Source organism: Pseudooceanicola marinus (assembly GCF_002786295.1).
Lineage (GTDB): Bacteria > Pseudomonadota > Alphaproteobacteria > Rhodobacterales > Rhodobacteraceae > Pseudooceanicola > Pseudooceanicola marinus.
This window is the reverse complement of record NZ_PGTC01000018.1, coordinates 236042-253958: the sequence shown is the minus strand read 5'-3', so window position 1 is coordinate 253958 and position 17917 is coordinate 236042. Positions and strand designations below refer to the sequence as shown.

Sequence of the window (17917 nt, the reverse complement as noted above, 5' to 3'; positions counted from 1 at the left end):
CGGGCTTACTGCAAGGCGATGAAGGTCAGCTGCTCCGGGGCCGGTGCCAGCGACGGGAAGCGCCGCACCAGGTCGTCCAGCACCAGGTCTGCGACCATCTGGTAGCCGCGGATGGTGAAATGCGACCCGTCGCCGGAACGGATGGTCAGCGTCTGGTCCCCCAGTTGTGTTGTCGGCACCCAGGTGAACCCTTCGCCGGAGGCATGGGGTTCCAGCGGGAAGTAGATCCCGCCGTTCTCCTGCGCAGCCTGGGCCAGCAGCGGGTTGATATGGTCCAGGTGGGCGTTGAGATTGGTGTTCCGGTCGGGCGCCGGCCCAAGCATGTAGAACAGGGTCCCGGCTTGTGCCGCTTCGGCCACGATGCCACTGGCGCGGGCCTTGTAGGCGCTGTCCCAGGCCTCGGTCTGGAAGGGTACGGTGCCCTCGGCGGTACGGATCGACTGCATGTCGTTCGAGCCGAAATGCGCCACGGTGAAATCGGGCCGGGTGGCGGCGAGCATTTGGGAGAAATTGCCGGGCCAGTCGTAGAAATCCCCGCGGCTGAGCCCGGTGGAATTGCGCCCGCGATTGACGACCCGCAGGTGCAGCCCGCGCGCCTGGGCCCTCTGGATCAGCAGCATGCCGAAGCCGTCGGACAGGCTGTCGCCGATGACCAGAAGCGTCGCGGGCGCCTCCGCCGAGAAGCGGCGCGAGGGCTGGGCGACGGGTAGGGCGCGGGCATTGCCCTCGGGACGGGTCAGCAGCTGGCCCAGATCCTGGGCGGAGGTGCAGCCCGCCACCGGCAGCGTCGCCAGCAGCATCAGCCCGAAGGCGCGGCGGACCTTACTGAAGCGCTGCATTGCCGAAGATCGCCTTGCGTTCACGGGTGGCCATGGCGTCCTTGATCTCGGGGGCCAGGGCAGCGGCGATCAACTCGTACCCCAGTGGGGTGAAGTGGATCTTATCGGGCGCGCGCAGCTGACGGGTGCTGCCGTTGACCACGGCGTTCATGGCGAAATCCTCGGCGCCGAAACGCGACAGCTCGCGGATGTCGTGGAAGGGCAGGTTCAGCGCGGTCAGCGTCTGCGAGATCAGGGCGTTGACGTGTTGATACTCGGGTTCGAATTTGCCTTCGCCCACCACCGGCAAGCCGACCCAGAGGAGGCGGTCGGCGCGGTCCGACAGGGCGCTGGCCAGCTCGCCCACGCGCTTGGCGTAGAGCGTGTCCCATTCGGGGGTGCCGTAAGGCACGCGGCTGCGGTCGTCGCGCAGCGGGCGTAGGTCGTTGGCGCCGATCTGGACGATGAAAACGTCTTGTGCATCAGTGCTTTGCGTGGCGGCGTTGAAGCGTTGGATCCATTCCTCGGGGGGCGTGTGGGTCAGCCCGTCACTGACCTGCGTGAGGCGCAGAACCTCGACGCTGCCGCATTGGCCAAGGGCGCGTTGCACGGCGCCCCAGAGGCCGTCGGCCAGGCTGTCGCCCAGCACGCCTAGGCGCACGGTGGAGCGCGGGCAGGACAGGCTGTCGAGGCCCATGGTGGTCACAATGGGCACCACGCCCTGGGCGCGGGCCGCGTCGGGCGCCAGGGGCAGGGCCAGCGCGGCGGCGGCCAGCGTGCCCAGGGCCGCGTGGCGCAGGCGGGTCATGCGGTTTCGGTTCGGTGTCATGCGTCTGTCCCCTGTTGGCCCGACCCCACGCGGGCCGCTGTCTGTTGTGCCTGTGTTCCGACCCTGTCGCGACCGCCGCCGGGGCGGGGCCGTGGGCTAGTGCTGTCGTGTCTCAATTGTCGGGCAGTGCCGCGTAGGCCTCAACCGCGTTGATCGTGCCCGGACCCGGCAGCCCGTCCAGGGCGCCCCGGTAAACGCCAGCCTCCTGCAGGCGAGACTGCACGGCGCGCACCACGGCGCGGTTGCGTTCGCGCAGCTGGGTCGTCAGCTTTTCCAGCGCCAGCCGGTCGTCTTCGTAAAGCGCATCGAGGTAGAGCGCGGCAGCCTCGGTGGCTGCCTCCGGCTCCTGCGCCACGGCGGTTTCCAGCGTTTCGGCCAGCAGGGTCATTGCCGGGACATAGCCCGCGTCGACCGAGTGCTTCAGCCACTCCCGAGCGGCCTCCGGATCCGGCCGGCCCGAGGGGCCATCGCCGCGCAGGAAGAAGAAGCCGAGGAAATACTGCGACACCGGATCGCCCTCGGCGGCGACGGTCTCGGCCACGGCGAAGGCATCATCGGCGCCTTTGCCGTCGATGAAATTCTGCGAATAGAGCAGGACCAGAAGCTGCTGCGACAGCCAGTCGCCCAGGGCGGCGCCGGCCAGGCCCAGCTCTTCGGCGCGGTCGTAGTCCGGGGCGCCGTCGCCCTCGGCCGGGTCGAACAGCATGTAGCCTGCCAGGCCGTGCGCCATGGGCACGCCCGCAGCGATGCCGGCCTCATAGGCCTGCCTGGCGGCGGCGGTGTCACCGGCGGCCTGGGCGATGCGTCCGGAGATCGTCAGGAAGGCCGGGTCGTTAGGGAAGGCGGCCAGGGCGGCGTCGCAGGCGGCGCGGGCCGCGGCCTGGTCGATGTCGCTCAGAAGGCGCGGCCCCCCCAGTTGCGACACGGCGGCCGCGCGCAGGCAGGGGCCGGCCAGTTCGGCCCGGCGGGCGAGATCGTCCAGCGCGGCTTCGGCCTGCGGGCGACGGTCGCAATAGGCGCAGTCCTCGATCCAGGCGCGGATCGCGTCGGTGTCGCGGGCGCGGATCGCCTGCTCCAGCGCCTCGGCCTCGGCGTCGTAGGCGGCATCGGCCTCGATCTCCGCGATGCGGGCCCGGGCGGCCTCGACATGTTCGCAGGTCACGCAGCTCTCGACGTAGTCGCGCAGCCCCTCCAGGTCGAAGGAGGCGGCGAGCTTCGCGTAGAGACGGCTTTCGGCCTCGGCGGCCTCGGCCTTGGCAGCCAGGCGGGCCAGGGTCTCTTCGGCCTCGGTGCGATGCGCACAGAGCTCGCAGCGGTCCAGGTAGACCTGCAGGCGAGCGGCGTTCTCCGGCGCGCTGGTGATACGGGTCCAGATCTGGTCCTCGATCGCCGCCTGGGCGGCGCGGCGGTCGATCTCGGTCAGCCGCGCCTCCAGCTGCGGGGCCGTCGGGCAGAACCGGCAGCTGTCCAGGTAGGCGCGGATCGGGGCCGGGTCGGTCCCGGCGGCCAGGAACTCGGCCTCGAATTCCTCCAGTGTCAGGTCGGCCTGCAGTGCGGGGATGTAGACCGGGCTGTCGTGTTGCAGCACCGGCGCCGCGGCCTCGCCGCCGTGGTCGAAGACGACCGCATAGGCACCGGGACAGCCGGTGTCCCGGGCCAGGGCGCGGGTCAGGCTGCGGGTGACGAAGGTTTCCGCCTCGGCGAAGGAGGTGGCGCCATCTCCGTCCCCGAAGGCCGGGCGATCGGCCACGCCCGCCAGCAGCGACAGGGTGACGGCGCGGGCCAGCGGCGCGGCGCAGGCGCTACGGGCCTCGGCCTCGGGGCCGGGAGCGATCAACAGCACCCAGAGGCCGAAATCACTGACCCCCAGCATCTCGCGCAGGGGGCCGATCTGGCCTGGGAACAGGTCCTGCGGATCAGACATGACGGCGACGGCCGCCGCCTGATCCCCGGGGCCGAACCCGCTGGCGAGGGCCGCGATACCGGGGCCAAAGTCCTGCGGAGACAGATCCTGTCCACCCTGGCGCAGCCCGAGGGGCTGGTCCTGGCCGCCGGTCAGCTCAAAAGCGGTTTCCAGCACCAGCTGCTTGGGGGCGCTGGCGGCCGTCAGACCACTGTCGCCGGGGCCGGCGGCGCCGATGGTCGACACGGCGCGGCTTTGCAGCATAGTGGCGGTGATCAGGGTCGAGACGGCGTCGGCGTCCGGCAAGGTGGCCAGGGGATAGAACCCGATACCTTCCGCTTCCGGCGCGCTGGCCTCGGTGGCGAGGCTCAGAAGCGCCATCTCCGGGGACGGGGGTGTCTGCGCCCGGGCTGCGGGAAGACCCGACAGACCTGCCAGCAGACCCGCGCCGAGAAGGGTCTGCGTGCTGAGACGGGACAAGCGCGGCTTCGGGAAAAGCATGCCGGGGCCAAACCGCATTAAGAACCTCTTACGTCATTCCAGATCCGGCCGTTGGTTCCGTTCCGTCTATCCCGAAGGCGGGCAGGGAGGCTAATGGCTCCGTCGCATCGGCCCGTACCTGCGTGCGATCCGGCCACAGGGCCTGTCGGGTGGTGCAGCCGGGGCGGACAAATGCCGGATAAACAACCGATAATTCCCGACATTGGGCGGAGCGCCCCGGCATCTGTCAACCCTGTTTGGGTCCGGTTTCGGCCTTGCTGGCCCGGAACGTCACCCGGCAGACACGGGTTTCGGGCATCGGGGCGTGTAAAGCGGATATGCTTTCCCGTCTGCCTCAACTCAGACGTGCGGCGTTGCCACGGGATGTAGTGCCGAACGGGTCGCGGCGGGCCGCATGGTGACCACGGCGAATCGTGCGGCCCGGCGCGCGCCGCCGGTGGCTGTGCACAGGTTACGGCCATTTGCAGCGCCGGCGGGCCTTGCGAGAGGCCCGACCGGGGCACGGCGGCGCTGCGCGCTTGAAACCCCTTGCGCGATCTGGGACATCAAGAGGACGTCACAAGGGAGCCACGCTCACATGACCGCAGAGTCCTCGTCGACCTTCCACCACAAGCTGGAAACGCTGGTGCGCCAGATCTATCCCGATCACGAGGTCGAGACCCTGGCAGAGGAGCTGGCCGAGGCCTTCTGGCCCGAGGGTACGACCCGCCGCCGCCGGGGCCGGGTGCCGGGCAATCGGCAATGGTCGGAACGGGATGCGCTGGTCATCACCTATGGCAACTCGATCGTCGACGGCCAGCACAAGCCGCTGGATCTGCTGCGCCACTTCCTGCACACGCATCTGTCGGGGGTGGTCAACGGGGTGCATATCCTGCCCTTCTTCCCCTGGACCTCCGACGACGGCTTCGCGGTGACGGACTACCGCGCGGTGAACCCGGTGCTGGGCGACTGGTCGGACATCCAGCGGATCGGGTCCGAGTTCCTGCTGATGTCGGACCTGGTGCTGAACCACGTCTCCAGCAGCTCTGCCTGGTTTAACGCCTACCGTCAAGGCCATGATCCTTATGACAAATTCTTCTTCGAGGCCTCGCCCGACGACGACCTCAGCGACGTGGTGCGCCCACGGACCCACCCGCTTCTGCGGGAGGTGAACACCTCGCGCGGGATCCGCCATGTCTGGTGCACCTTCAGCCATGACCAGGTCGACCTGGACTTCCGCAACCCCGAGGTGCTGAAGGAATTCCTGCGGGTGATGCGCCTGCATGTCGACAACGGCGTGCGGATCATCCGGCTGGACGCGGTGGCCTTTATCTGGAAGCAGATCGGCACCAAGTCGATCCACATGCCGCAGACCCACGCCATTGTGCGCCTGATGCGGTTGTTCGCGGATTTTTCCAGTGAATCCATTATCTTGCTGACCGAAACGAATGTGCCGAACGCGGAGAACCTCAGCTATTTCGGCAACCGGAACGAGGCCCATGCGGTCTACAACTTCTCCCTGCCGCCGCTGGTCCTGCATGCCATGCTGTCGGGCACGGCGAAGAACCTGATCCGCTGGCAGGGCTCCATGCCGCCGGCGCAACTGGGCTGCGCCTACCTGAACTTCACCGCCTCCCATGACGGGATCGGCATGCGCCCCGCCGAGGGCATACTGACGCCGGAGGACACCGGCGAGGTGGTGCAGAAGATGAAGGACTTCGGCGGCCGCGTGTCGATGCGCGCGCTGCCGGGCGGGGGCGAGGCGCCCTATGAGCTGAACATCACCTGGTTTGAAGCGATGAAGGGCACCTTCGCGGGCGAGGACGCGCACCAGATCGAACGCTTTCTGGCGTCGCAGTCGCTGGTCATGGCGCTGGAGGGCATCCCGGCCTTCTACATCCACTCACTGCTGGCCACCCCCAACGACCAGGACGGGGTGGAGAAGTCGGGCCACAACCGCGCGATCAACCGTCACCGCTGGGATTACGAGGAGCTGCACGGGCTGTTGGAGGATCCCTCGACCACCCAGCACCAGGTGCTGGAGGAAATGCGCCGCCGGATCGGCATCCGCCGCCGTCAGCGCGCCTTCCACCCCAATGCCACGCAGTTCACCCTGCAACTGGATCACCGCATCTTCGGCCTCTGGCGGCAGAGCCTGGATCGCGATCAGTCGATCTTTGCCCTGCACAACGTCTCCGACGATGCGCTGGAGATCGACGCGATGGCGATCAACCTGATCGACGGCGAGGACTGGGTGGACCTGCTCTCGGGCGAGGCGATCCGCCCCGATGGCGGTCCGATTCCCTTCGCGCCCTACCAGTGCCGCTGGATCACCAACCGCGGCTAGGCCGGGCGCGTGATCGTTTCAGGGCGTGGATCTGACTGGCACCTGCCTTCGGCGAGAGTATTTTTTCCGAGGTGAACGAGGGGGCGGGGCCCGGAGAGGTGACAGCCTCCCGGACGTCGGGCGTGGCACGCGCCCCTTGCGAAAGTCGGCCGCTACGGGGGCCACCGTCCCGCCTCTTCACGTCGTCAGAAATACTCCGGGGGAGTCTCCGGCACGGAGACGGGGGCAGCGCCCCCTGCCTCGGGGCGCGTTACTTGTATTCTTCGAGATCCGCGGCCACGCCCTTCAGCATGTCCGACATCAGGTCCGGGTCGGCAGAATGGACGCGGTTCCAGGTCGGGATGAAGGGGGTTTCGTGCGGGTTGGCGAGGAACATGTGCCCGGCGGCGATGATGTTCTCGGCAAACAGCTCCACCGCCGTTTCCTCGGCATGGCGGTCGACGTAGAGGCCATTGGCCTTGGCGTCGTTGTAGTAGCTGTCCAGAAGGTCCAGGGCGGAGCGGTAGTAGGTGGCCTTCAGCGTGCGGAAAACCTCCTCGTTGAAGACGGTGCCGTCGGCGGCCAGTTTGCGGAACATGGCCTTGCAGATGTCGATGGACATGCGCGACAGGCCCTTGGTCTTGTCCTCCGGCGAAAGATCCTGGTGCTTGTGGTCGTAGTTGTCCGCGATCTCCACCTGGCAGACGGATTTTGGTGCCAGGTTGCGCCAGGCCTCTGACAGCACCCCGATCTCCAGCCCCCAGTCCGAGGGGATGCGCAGGTCGGGCAGGATGCCGGTGCGCATCGCCATCTCGCCGGACAGCGGGTAGCGGAAGGCACGCAGGTAGTCGAGGTAGTCGCGATCCCCGATGGTGCGTTTCAGCGCGATCAGGATGGGCGAGACCAGGGTGCGGCTGACCCGGCCGTTCATCTTGTTGCTGCCGACCCGCGCGTAGAACCCCTTGGAAATCTGGTAGGGGAAGGAGGGGTTGGCCACCGGGTAGACCAGCCGGTTGAGCAGGTCCTTTTCATAGGTGACGATGTCGCAATCATGGATCGCCACCACCGAACTGTCGGCGCAGGCGATCAGAAAGCCCAGGCAGGACCAGACGTTCTTGCCCTTGCCGTCCTCGATCGGCCCCAGGCCCAGTCCCGCCAGCCGGTCCTGGATCGCCTGCATGCGGGGCGAGGAATTCCAGATCACCACGTGGTTCTGCGGCAGCACCGAGAAGAACTCCCGCGCGTGGCGGTACTGGTCTTCGGTCGCCTGGTCGAGGCCGATGACGATCCGGTGCAGATAGGGCACCTGCGCCAGTTCGTTGAGGATGTTGGGCAGCGCGTCGCCTTCCAGTTCGGAATAGAGCGAGGGCAGCACCAGGGAGATCTTGCGACTGGCGCCGAAGCTGTTCAGTTCGCGGGTGATATCCTCGGACGAGCGCGTGCGCAGGTTGTGGATGGTGGCAATGTTGCCGTTCTGGTGAAAGTCTGCCACCGGGTGTCCCCCTCGTCGTTCAGGTCAGTCTTGATATTAACTTCAGCATCATCTCGTTCCATCCCGCAGGGCCGATTTTGCTACTGCGCAGGATGCTGCCGCTACGTTCGCCGCAAAGTTCGGGCATCGGCGCACCATGGGGATTGGCGATGATGACGCCGATGTCGGCATGGTCCAGCATCTCGCGGTCATTGGGCGCGTCGCCGAGTGCGATGGTATGGGGGCGATCGAAGAGGGCGCCAGCCTCGTCCATGCGATCGGCCTTGGTGCCGCCGAACGAGAGCGTCAGGTAGCGGCCGCCACGTCGGGCGTGCAGGCCTTTTTCTTTCAGCGCCTCCAGGAAGGCGCGACGCTCTTCGGCGCTGCCGTCCCAAAGACCCGGTTCGGAATAAGCGCGCTGGCAGGCCAGGCGCGCCTTGTCGGCGGGCAGCCCCGCATCGGCCATCACACCTTCGGGTCCCATGTCTCCGAAGCCGCGGAAATGGCGGCGCAGCGCGGGGGCGATCTCGTCCAACGCGGCGCGCAGCCGCTGGTAGGTCTCGGGCGCCTCTGGCGGGGCCTCGTGCGGCATCAGCAGCCCGGCGCCGTTTTCCACGATGGCGGGCGAGGCGGTCAGCCGCAACTCCTCGCGCAGGGCATGCAGCTCCGGCGCGGTCTTGGAGGAGGCCAGGACCACAGGCACGTTGCGCGCACGCAGCTGCGACAGGGCGGGCAGGGCGGCCGCGTAGGAGTAGGTCTCGTGGTCCAGCAGGGTGCCATCGAGATCGGTGAAGACCATGAACGGAGGTTTTGTCATGTCACCACTTGCACCCCTCTGCCGCTTTGGGGTAATCGGGCGTCCGTCGGGTGATTAGCTCAGTTGGTAGAGCGCTTCGTTTACACCGAAGATGTCGGGAGTTCGAGTCTCTCATCACCCACCACTTTTCACTAATATTATCAGTCACTTGTTACTGCCTTGCTGCTCCTTGACGAAGCGCGCTCTGGGTCTTTGAACCTAGTTCAGCTTGGAGATGGACGCGAAGTCCAGAACATTCGCCGCATCCTGCATGTGTTCGGGTAGATATCTGCCATAGGTCGAGTAGGTGACGGATATGTTAGAGTGTCCGAGAACCTGCGCCACCTTCTCGATGGGGATTCCGCGGAAAGCATCGTGACCGCCGCAGTATGACGCAAATCATGGATCCGAACGTGCCCGATTCCTGAGCGCTCGACAGCGTTTGAGACGCCCTTCTTGATGGATTTGACCTGCCGTCCGCCGTACTCGATCACGAAGTCGACAGCGCTGCGCCGTGGGCCACCTGTAGTGCTGCTCTCGTGCTGCACTTCATCGGAACGATGGCGCGCCCTTTCCGGGTGGCGGCATCCGCGAGCCGCAAATTGATCACTCCGCGCTCGAAGTCGATGCGATCCCAGGTGAGTTCGAGCAGCCGCCGCAGGACCTTCACGTCGTAGCCGCGCCCCTTGGCCTCGGCCATGACCTCCTTCTGTTGTTCGGCGATGTCCTTCTTCTCCGCCGCCAGGTGCTCGAGGCGCTCGATGAAGCTGCGAAGCTCGCCTGCCGCCACGCGGAAAGCGCCGTCTCGCACCTCGCGGTCCGCGTCGGTCTCTTTCAACCCGGCATCGTCCTTTGATGCCTTTGGGAACCCCATGTCCTTCATCGCCCCACCCCCTCAGTCGCGCGTCGGCATGAGAACCCAGAGCGCGTCGGGATCCTCGGTGACGATGCGGGCGGGCTCTCCGCGCGCGGCGCTGGAGAGGGTGAAGGCGGGCGCGATCCGGGCGAACTCAGAGAGCAGGGCGAGGCTATAGGTGGCGGTCTGGTCTTCCCCTGGACATCGTACCAGACGTCGGCGGTGATGCAGCCGTCTGCCAGCTTGGGCAGAAGCCCCTCAGGCGGCCACAGCCGAAGACCGCGCTGCAGTCGTCGGCGCGCCGGTTCGCGGTGGCTCGGGCACCTTTGCGGAGCCGGAACTCTGGCAGGTCGATACCTCTCACGACAAGGTAGCGTCGTCGAACCTGTGACGTTGCCCAGTCTGCGCCTTTGAGTGCGCTATGCTTGCCCCGATGCCGACAGGACTAAAGCAAGGCCACCGGGCGGCACCAGCCGGCGGAGCCGCGGGCCACTTTCACCGGGAAGCAGATGACCTCGAAGCCGTTGTCGGGCAGTTGGTCGAGATTGGCCATCTTCTCCATGTGGCAATAGACGGTCTCGGCGCCGGCCTTGTGGCCTTCCCAGAAGAGATCCCACTGGCCGGTGGCCTTGGCCTTGTCTGCCACGCCCTTCAGCGGCGCGTCCCAGCTCCAGGCGTCGGTGCCGCAGACCTTCATGCCGCGTTCGGTCAGCCAGAGCGTCGCCTCGCGTCCGATGCCGCAGCCCGCCGCCAGGTAGCCCGGCTCTCCGTAGAGGGCGCCTGCGCGGGTGTTGACCAGCACGATGTCGCCCGGCTTCAGCTCATGGCCGATGCGGTCGAACTCCGCTGCCATCTCGGCGGCGGTGACCACGTGGCCGTCGGGCATGTCGCGGAAGTCGAGCTTCACGCCCGGCCCCATGCACCATTCCAACGGCACCTCGTCGATGGTGATGGCGCGCTCGCCTTTGTTCATCGTCGGGTGATAATGCCAGGGCGCATCCAGGTGGGTGCCGTTGTGGGTGGTCAGCGAGAGCTTTTCTGCGGCCGCGCCGGCCCCGTCCAGCTGGTGCTCGACGGGGATGCCGAACATGCGGGCATAGTCCTCGGCGCCGGTGTCATGGGCCTTGTACTCGATCGAGGGGCCCATGCCCGGCGGATCGGTGGGGAAGGCGTCGGTCAGCGTGACCGAGAGATCGATGATACGGCGGCTCATGCGCGGCCTCCCTTGACGACCTGCTGGTCGATGGCCCCGAAGAGCGGTGACTGGTCGCGGCTGCGGCACTCCATGAAGACGCGGTCGCCGAAGTGCATGTAGGGGGTGCTCTGCTTGCCCTCGTCCAGCAGTTCGATGGCCCGGCGCTCGGCGATGCAGGTCGACCCCACCTCGCGGTAGGTCTCGTTCGAGACCGTGCCGGAGCCCAGCACCGTACCCGCCACCAGGTCGCGCGACTGCGCGGCATGGGCGATGAGCTGGTCGAAGCCGTAGCTCATCGGGTAGCCTTCGGCGAGGCCGAAGCGGTTACCGTTGAGGTCTACCTGAAGCGGCAGGTCGATGCGGCTGTCGCGCCAGGCCTCGCCCAGCTCGTCGGGGGTGAGCGCGACGGGGGCCACGGCGCAGGCGGGCTTGGCCTGCACCCAGCCGAATCCGGTCTTCATCTCGACGGGGGCGATGGCGCGCAGCGACCAGTCGTTGATCTGCACCAGCAGGCGGATGCGCGCGGCGGCCTCGGCGGGCGTGCTGCCCATCGGGACGCTGTCACAGATCACGCCGAATTCGCCCTCGAAGTCGATGCCGTCGTCTTCCGAGGGCAGCGGCACGTCCTGCGCCCCGCCAAGGAAGCAATGCGACATGCCCTGGTACATCAGCGGGCGGCCTTCCGGGTTCGGATCGGCGCCGAAGACCTTCTGCATCAGCGCGCCGTGGCTGTCATAGGCCGACCCGTCCAGCCATTGCCACGCGCGGGGCAGGGGGGCCAGCGCTTCGGCGGGCTGGAAGGGGGCGCCGCCGCCGTCGTTCAGGGCGGCATATTCCGCCTCGAGCGCCGGGGCGAAGCTGTCCCAGTCCTCCATCAGCAGCCTCAGGCTGGAGACCGCCGCCGCAGGAATGCAGCGACTGTTGTCACGGCTGACCAGGTGCAGCCGCCCGTCGGAGCTGCCGTCTGCGAGAGTGGTAAAGCGCATCTCAGCCCTCCACGCCGGTGCGACCGCCGAGGGTCTCGGCGAACCAGTCGGCGATGTAGTTGCGGCCGAAGCTCATGTTGTCGGCGCCCACGTGCTCCACGCCGCCTTCACGCTCGGTGAAGATCTTCAGCTTGCGGAGCGGTGAGTTGACCAGCTGGTCGTAGGACTGATGCGCGTAGTCGAGCGCGATCTGGCGGTCCTTGGACCCATGGGTGACCAGGAAGGGCACCTTGATCTTCTCCATCTGGCCGTCGAGGCAGAAGCCCGCTGCCTTCTCGAAGAAGGTGTCCATATCCTTGGCACCGAAGACCCACTTCACGTGGTCCCAGTAGTGCGGCACGGGGTTCTCGCCCTCGCGCTTCAGGCGCTTCTGCTGCACTTCGGCCCAGTTGTGGTTGGCGCCCCAGACGGCACCGGAGGCAAAGCGCGGCTCGTTGGCGCAGACGCGGGGCGCGTAGTAGCCACCCAGCGAGATGCCGGTGATGCCGATGCGCGCGGCGTCCACGTCGTCGCGAGCCGCCAGCCATTCGTAGATCGGGGTGCCCCACTTCTCGCTGTCGTAATGCGCAGGCAGGTCCAGCAGGCGCAGGCTTTCGCCGGTGCCGGGCTGGTCGACGCAGAGCGTGGCGATGCCGCGCTTGGCCAGTTCATGGGGCAGCCAGGACCAGTAGAGCAGCTCCTTGCAGCTATCCAGGCCGTTCAGGTAGACCACCGCAGGGGCCGGGCCCTCGACTCCCTCGGCGGGGGTGTAAAGCACGGGGATGACCTTGTCGCCGTAGGGAACCTCGAAGCGCTGGACCTTGTCGCCGGCCTGCCGGGTGCCCTGCGCGAAGTTCGCGAGGCCCTTCTTGTAGGTGACCATGCGTTCCGGATCGCCCTGGCCCTGCATGCGTTCGGCGACGATGTAGTAGAGCGCCGCGCGCTTGCGCATCTCTCCAGCCGAGAAGAAACGGCCCTCGGCTTCTTCCTCTTCCGCCAGCCCGATCAACTTATCGGCGACGCGAACCCAAGCGTGCATGAACTCGCGCGTGCCTGCGTCTTCGCCGTTCTTCGCCTTTTCAAGCAGCGGCTGGCACATGTCCATGATCTCGCCGATCTGGCCGCCGGAGCCGAGCGCGATGGAGACGGTCAGGTTCCAGACGTAGTTGGGGAAATAGTTGAACATCGCCATGGGGAGGGTCCTTTGATCTTCGGGAATTGTCCCGGGGGACGAGGCCCCGGTCAGAGTGAGCTATGTGGCCTCGTTCCATTCGGGAAATGGAAAGTTATGATGCGGGGCATTCACTTGATGAATGCCCCGTCTTGTTCAGCGGTTGGCGCGGATCCCGCGTGCGAAGCTGGCGACGGAGAGGGCTGCGACGACGACTGCCATCAGGCCAAGCGCTTCGATGGAGAAGCCTTCGATCAGCGCGCCGCCGATGATCGGGCCAAGGGCTGAGCCGATCATCAGCATCGCCGGGGTGGCTGCGGCCGTGCGGCCGGAGGTATCCATTTTCGACAGCAGGCCGAACGCGAAGGTGTGCGTGAAGACCTGTACCGCAACGAAAACCGCCGCGACGGGTGCCCAGATCGTGAAGACCGTGGCGAAGGTGATGACAAGAGCCAGCACCGCCTGGACCATCGGCCCCGCGATCACCACGCTGCCCGCCGCGATGCGCTTTTCCAGCAGGGCGGCCAACGGGGCGGGGCCGACGAAGTTCACCAGGCCGAGCGCGATCAGCGTGCCGACGATGGCTTGCGGTGCAAAGCCACGGGTCGAGCCGATCACCTCGACGAAGGAGAAGACCATCGCCTGGTTGAAGGTCATCAGGCTGACGCCAACAACCACGGCGAGAACTCCGGGCGCAAGGGGGCTGCGGGGGGCGACATCAACGCTACGTCCGCCGACATCGGGAAAGGCCAGCAGGGCGGCCAGAGACGCCAGCGCCATGATCGCGCCAAAGCTGAAGAACAGCACCGTCCCGCCATGCTGAAGCATCAGCTGCGGGACGAGTCCCATGTAGATCACGCCGAAGAGGCCAAGGCCGATGCCCGCGTAGGCAAACAGCCGGTGCGGGTTGGCAGCGCGGCCCATTGATCCGTGCACCAGGCTCAGAGCCATGCCGTTGGCCAGGCCGCCCAGCACATGCAGCAGGGCCAGCGGCAGGAAGGCGCTTTGTTGCGAGGCCAGAAGGAAGGCCAGCGCGGCCAGGGCGAATCCCATCACGGCCAGTGCCTTGCGCGGCAGCCGGGTGAAGTTGCGCGCGGTCAGGACGCTCGCCACCACGGCACCGATCAGAAACAGCGTGACAAGGGCTCCAGCCTCTCGCGGGCCGAAGCCGAAGCGCGAGATCAGCGCGCCGACCCAGACGGGCAGTGCAACGAGGTCGACCAGACCTGCGCAGTGCCCGACCACGAGCGCGGCAGCGCCGCTGCGTTTCATGCCGCGCGCGGGGGGCATCGCGGCCGCAGGCGTTCCAATATCAGTCATTTAGGGTCCTCCTCCCTGTCGGTCGGCTCCTCAACCGACCTTTTCATTGGTCCGCCCCCGGGGAGGGGACGGGATGGCGCGTTGACGGGTCAGACCGGCTCGGTCAGGGCCATCATGGACTGTCCCATGATCGTGTTGTGCTCGGCCTGATCGCCGCGCTGCACCTCGATTTCGGAGAGCCGCGCGGAATTGTTGACCACCATGTTGCAGCGGTCCCAGCGGCGGGCCTCGTGCGCGGTGAAAGCCTCCGCCACGGTTCCGGCGCGCAGCAGTTCCTCCGCCAGGACGACGCCGTCCTCCATGCCAATACAGGCCCCGGCGCCCAGATGCGGGGTAGTCGCGTGGACGGCATCTCCGATCAGCATGACGCGCCCGACGTGCCAGGGCTGGGGCAGCAGCAGCTTTTCAAGCGGGCGATAGATCAGCTTGCTGTCCTCGCTCAGACCCTCCTTGACCGCGGTCAGGATCGGCGAGGGGAAGCGGTCCAGCATGGCCTTCATGGCGGGCAGCAGGTCGTTCTGCTCGATCCAGTCGTTCTCGGGCCGGTCCTCGGTGATGAACATGTAACTGCGGCCTTCGGAGACCGGGTTGATCCCCACCTTCAGACCTTCGCCCAGCCACATGTTGAGGGAATTGAGGCCCTCGGGCGTTGGCAACTCGGCACGCCAGACGGCCTGGCCCACATAGTCAGGCTTCGGTGCGTCGGGCATCAGCGTGGTGCGGGTCTTGGAATAGAGGCCGTCGGCACCGATCACCGCGTCGTAGCGACCCGAGGTGCCGTCGGTGAATGTGATGGTCACGCCCTCGGCATCCTGTTCGATGGTCTCGAAGCTGTGGCCCAGCTTGACCGAGACCCCGGCGGCGCGGGTAGCCGCCGAAAGGATTGCGGCCAGCGCGGGGCGCATGATCGCGGCATTGCCGGGCAGGCCGGTGCCGGGCATCGGCGGGGTTGGCAGGGTGACGATTTCCTGGTCGTTGTGCGGCATCCGCACGATCAGGCCATCGGTCGCCGCTCCTTCCCGCTTGAAGGCGTCGAGGATGCCGAGTTGCTGGAAGATGCGCAGCGTCGCGCCGTGCAGGCTGATGCCGGCCCCATAGCTGCGCCAGCCGGCGTCGATCTCCACCAGGTCGGTCTCGATGCCGCCGCGGGCCAGCATGATGGCCGCGGACATGCCCGAGAAGCCGCCGCCGATGATCAGGACCTTGCGGGCACTTGCCATGATCTCTCCTCCCGTTTTCACTGTCAGCTCTCCCGTGCTGCGCGTCCGGCGACCTGGGCCGGTACGCTGATGGACCCGTCCGGCGCCTCGCTAAGGGGCACGCGGGTCAGTTTTCTTCCCAGGCAGGGGCCTGACACGCAGGCCCCCGTTTCAATGTCGAAGAGGGCGCCATGGGCATGACAGGCGAGATGCGCGCCCTCGCTGTCGAGGTAGGCATCCTTGCGCCAGGCCATGGGTGTGCCGCCGCGGTAGTGCGGGCAGGAATCCATGTAGGCATGGAGCTGCCCGCCGCGGTTCACGACGATGACATTGCGCGGCGCGTCGGGCAGCGGCAGGAAGCCGCGGGCGGCGCCTTCGGGAATGTCATCGCGGTGACAAAGTCTCAGCTGGTTTGCGCTCATGCGCCGGAACCGCCTTCGGGACCTCCGCTGGGCGCCCATTTCTCGCGCCATTGCAGCAGGAAGATCTGGCTGGCCTCGGGGCCGTTCGGCGCTTCGCGTGCGACCCAGCTGTCATCGTGCTTGTCCATGTCGGCGTCGTATTCGAAGTGCACGCCGAGGGGGCTGTTGAAGTACCAGAACCAGTTCGACCCGAACTTGTGCCGACCCGGTCCCCAGAAGCTCTGGTAGCCCTTGCGGACGAAACGATCGCCCGCGACCATCAGCTCGGTCGGGCCGCCCATATGGAAGGCCAGGTGTTCACAGCCCTGCATGTAGGCGGGGGTGCGGATGAAGAAATGGGTGTGGTGGTCGTCGTTGGCCTGGGGGCGCAGGAAGGGACCGGCGCCGGTCAGCACATCGGTGACCACGAAACCCAGACGGTCGCAGAAGAAACTGACCACCTTGTCCATGTCGGGCACGAACAGCACGACGTGGCTGAGCGAGCGGGGCAGGGCCGCCATGTCGTCGGTCACGCCCAGTTCGTTCGGCGCGCGTTGCGCCGGGGCGCCGGGGGCGTTGATCTTTTCAGCGGGCATCGACAGCTCGCGCCGGATCGTCACCTGGAAGCGCAGCTCAAAGCCCAGGTCATCCTTGAACTCGATCCCACCGTCCGACAGCCGGGTGACACGGCGGTCTTTCGACATCTCGGCCTCGATCTCGTTCAGAACGCTGGCATCCTCGACGCCGTAGATCTGCTGGCGCAGCATGTTCTTTGTCTCAAGCGGCGCGGGCAGCTTGGGGTCGGCCTTGGGACGGATGATGACCCCGGTGCCGTCCAGCGCCTCGTAGAGCCAGCCGGTGTCGTCCAGCTGCACCGGCTTCAGGCCGAAATCTTCGAGGTAGGTCTTCGATCCCTCCAGATCGTCAACGCCGAACACCAGGTAGTCGGGTCCGATGATACGCATGGCTGAGCTCCTCCGTCTGCCTGCACCCGGATCGGACCGGATGCGAATCCTGCTTGCCAATCGTGTAGCTCTGGTAGAGGTATTTAAGAAATTGCTCCGATGAATGTCTGGCATTCACGTGGTAAATTCGAAGGGGGGAGAGGCACATGCGTTTCAACAAACTCGACATGAACCTGCTGGCGGCGCTGGATGTTTTGCTGAAGACGCGAAGCGTCACGCGGGCGTCGGAGGAGATGTTCATCACCCAGTCGGCGATGTCGAATGCGCTTGGCCGTTTGAGGATCTTCTTCGACGATCCGCTGCTTGTGCAGGTGGGCCGTGGGATGGAGCTGTCGCCGCTGGCTGAAACCCTGCGCGAGCCGGTGCGCGAGATCATGATGCGGGTGGAAAGCGCGACGCGGATCCGGCCGCTCTTCGATCCCCTTACGGACGCGCGCACTTTCAACATCGTCCTTTCGGACTATTCGCTGGCGGTGCTGGGGGTGCATCTGGCCCGTGCCGTGGCTGAACAGGCGCCGAACATTCGGCTGAACCTGCGTCCGCAGCACGCCGATCCGAGCAAGCTTCTGGACCGGGGTGAGGCGGACATGCTGATCGTGCCTGACTATCTCGGGCCAAATGACCAGGATCACGAGATCATTTTCGACGATGGTCTTGTCGTCCTCGTTGATGGCGAGGGCCCCTACGCAGAGGGTGAGATGACGGCAGAGCGGTTTGCCGCCGCGCCCCAGGTGCTGATGGAGCCGCTGAGCGGACAGAAGAGCTATTCCGAGGTCGCGATGCGGAATGCGGGCATCGTGCCGCGGACAGTGATGTGGTCCTATCTCTTTTCCGCGATCCCCGATCTGATCCGGGGGACGGACCGCGTTGCGCTGATCCAGCAGCGCCTGGCGCGGATCGCGGTTGCGCGCGGGGGACTGCGCACCCACCCGGCGCCCTTTGCGATTGCGCCGCTGAAGCAGAGCATGCGCTGGCACAAGCACCGGACCCGAGACCCGGGGCTGATCTGGCTGCGCGGTATCGTGAAGGCCTGCGTGACGGCCTCCGAGGCCGGGATGTGAAACGGCGTGAATGCCATGGCATTCACGCTGTAAATACATGCATGCAGTACAATCAATTTTTAGTTTGCCCCGGCCTCTCGTTACGGTCCGAGTCGTGAGGAGAAGCGCGGTCGACGGGGGACGTTGCGACCGCGCGGAGGAGGAAAGGACAACTTTGTAGG

15 protein-coding genes and 1 tRNA gene are annotated in these 17917 nt (G+C 66.5%); 3 read left to right on the top strand and 13 right to left on the bottom strand.

The annotated features are described in order from the left end of the window. Nucleotides 1-5: 5 nt before the first annotated feature. The 3 genes from CVM50_RS15255 to CVM50_RS15245 all read right to left on the bottom strand — a co-directional run bounded on the left by CVM50_RS15255 (nt 6) and on the right by CVM50_RS15245 (nt 4030). Nucleotides 6-839 carry a DUF459 domain-containing protein gene (locus CVM50_RS15255; RefSeq protein WP_085888297.1) on the bottom strand — a complete coding sequence of 278 codons (834 nt, stop codon included), beginning with the start codon at nt 837-839 and terminating at the stop codon, nt 6-8. Next, nucleotides 823-1647, bottom strand: coding sequence for a DUF459 domain-containing protein (locus CVM50_RS15250; RefSeq protein WP_085888296.1), 825 nt, complete (start codon nt 1645-1647; stop codon nt 823-825). The genes CVM50_RS15255 and CVM50_RS15250 overlap by 17 nt, the downstream gene beginning before the upstream one ends. A 112-nt stretch (nt 1648-1759) precedes the next feature. Further along, a complete protein-coding gene (locus CVM50_RS15245) occupies nt 1760-4030 on the bottom strand; it encodes an SEL1-like repeat protein (protein WP_157792201.1) in 2271 nt (756 codons plus the stop codon). Nucleotides 4031-4628: 598 nt separating this feature from the next. Between CVM50_RS15245 and CVM50_RS15240 the strand changes: the two genes are divergently transcribed. Next, nucleotides 4629-6377 (top strand): sugar phosphorylase, encoded by a 1749-nt coding sequence (locus CVM50_RS15240; RefSeq protein WP_085888294.1) that lies wholly within the window; start codon nt 4629-4631, stop codon nt 6375-6377. 250 nt (nt 6378-6627) lie between these two features. On the opposite strand, the gene CVM50_RS15235 is transcribed toward CVM50_RS15240, so the two are convergent. Both CVM50_RS15235 and CVM50_RS15230 read right to left on the bottom strand, forming a co-directional pair. Further along, nucleotides 6628-7848: a glycosyltransferase family protein gene (locus tag CVM50_RS15235; protein ID WP_085888293.1), complete on the bottom strand. Its 1221-nt coding sequence runs from the start codon at nt 7846-7848 to the stop codon at nt 6628-6630. A gap of 19 nt (nt 7849-7867) precedes the next feature. Beyond that, nucleotides 7868-8644 carry an HAD-IIB family hydrolase gene (locus CVM50_RS15230; RefSeq protein ID WP_085888292.1) on the bottom strand — a complete coding sequence of 259 codons (777 nt, stop codon included), beginning with the start codon at nt 8642-8644 and terminating at the stop codon, nt 7868-7870. Between the two features lie 48 nt (nt 8645-8692). Here CVM50_RS15230 and CVM50_RS15225 point away from each other — a divergent pair. Further along, nucleotides 8693-8768: transfer RNA gene (locus tag CVM50_RS15225), tRNA-Val, on the top strand. A gap of 345 nt (nt 8769-9113) precedes the next feature. Here CVM50_RS15225 and CVM50_RS15220 read toward each other — a convergent pair. From CVM50_RS15220 to CVM50_RS15185, 8 genes are all read right to left on the bottom strand, one after another. Continuing rightward, nucleotides 9114-9506, bottom strand: a complete 393-nt coding sequence (locus tag CVM50_RS15220) for a DUF2312 domain-containing protein (RefSeq protein WP_085888291.1) — start codon at nt 9504-9506, stop codon at nt 9114-9116. A 418-nt stretch (nt 9507-9924) separates the two neighbouring features. Next, nucleotides 9925-10692, bottom strand: a complete 768-nt coding sequence (locus CVM50_RS15215; protein WP_085888290.1) for a cyclase family protein — start codon at nt 10690-10692, stop codon at nt 9925-9927. Then, nucleotides 10689-11660, bottom strand: a complete 972-nt coding sequence (locus CVM50_RS15210; protein WP_085888289.1) for a fumarylacetoacetate hydrolase family protein — start codon at nt 11658-11660, stop codon at nt 10689-10691. The genes CVM50_RS15215 and CVM50_RS15210 overlap by 4 nt, the downstream gene beginning before the upstream one ends. A gap of 1 nt (nt 11661) precedes the next feature. Next, nucleotides 11662-12831 (bottom strand): alpha/beta hydrolase family protein, encoded by a 1170-nt coding sequence (locus CVM50_RS15205; protein WP_085888288.1) that lies wholly within the window; start codon nt 12829-12831, stop codon nt 11662-11664. A gap of 135 nt (nt 12832-12966) precedes the next feature. Beyond that, nucleotides 12967-14130, bottom strand: coding sequence for an MFS transporter (locus CVM50_RS15200; RefSeq protein ID WP_085888287.1), 1164 nt, complete (start codon nt 14128-14130; stop codon nt 12967-12969). Nucleotides 14131-14219: 89 nt separating this feature from the next. Then, nucleotides 14220-15350 (bottom strand): FAD-dependent oxidoreductase, encoded by a 1131-nt coding sequence (locus CVM50_RS15195; protein WP_085888286.1) that lies wholly within the window; start codon nt 15348-15350, stop codon nt 14220-14222. 23 nt (nt 15351-15373) lie between these two features. Further along, a complete protein-coding gene (locus CVM50_RS15190) occupies nt 15374-15751 on the bottom strand; it encodes a Rieske (2Fe-2S) protein (protein ID WP_085888285.1) in 378 nt (125 codons plus the stop codon). Further along, nucleotides 15748-16695 carry a VOC family protein gene (locus tag CVM50_RS15185; protein WP_085888284.1) on the bottom strand — a complete coding sequence of 316 codons (948 nt, stop codon included), beginning with the start codon at nt 16693-16695 and terminating at the stop codon, nt 15748-15750. Before CVM50_RS15185 ends, CVM50_RS15190 begins: the two co-directional genes overlap by 4 nt. A gap of 146 nt (nt 16696-16841) precedes the next feature. Here CVM50_RS15185 and CVM50_RS15180 point away from each other — a divergent pair, with 146 nt between their 5' ends. Next, nucleotides 16842-17756, top strand: coding sequence for a LysR family transcriptional regulator (locus CVM50_RS15180; protein ID WP_085888283.1), 915 nt, complete (start codon nt 16842-16844; stop codon nt 17754-17756). Nucleotides 17757-17917: the final 161 nt, after the last annotated feature.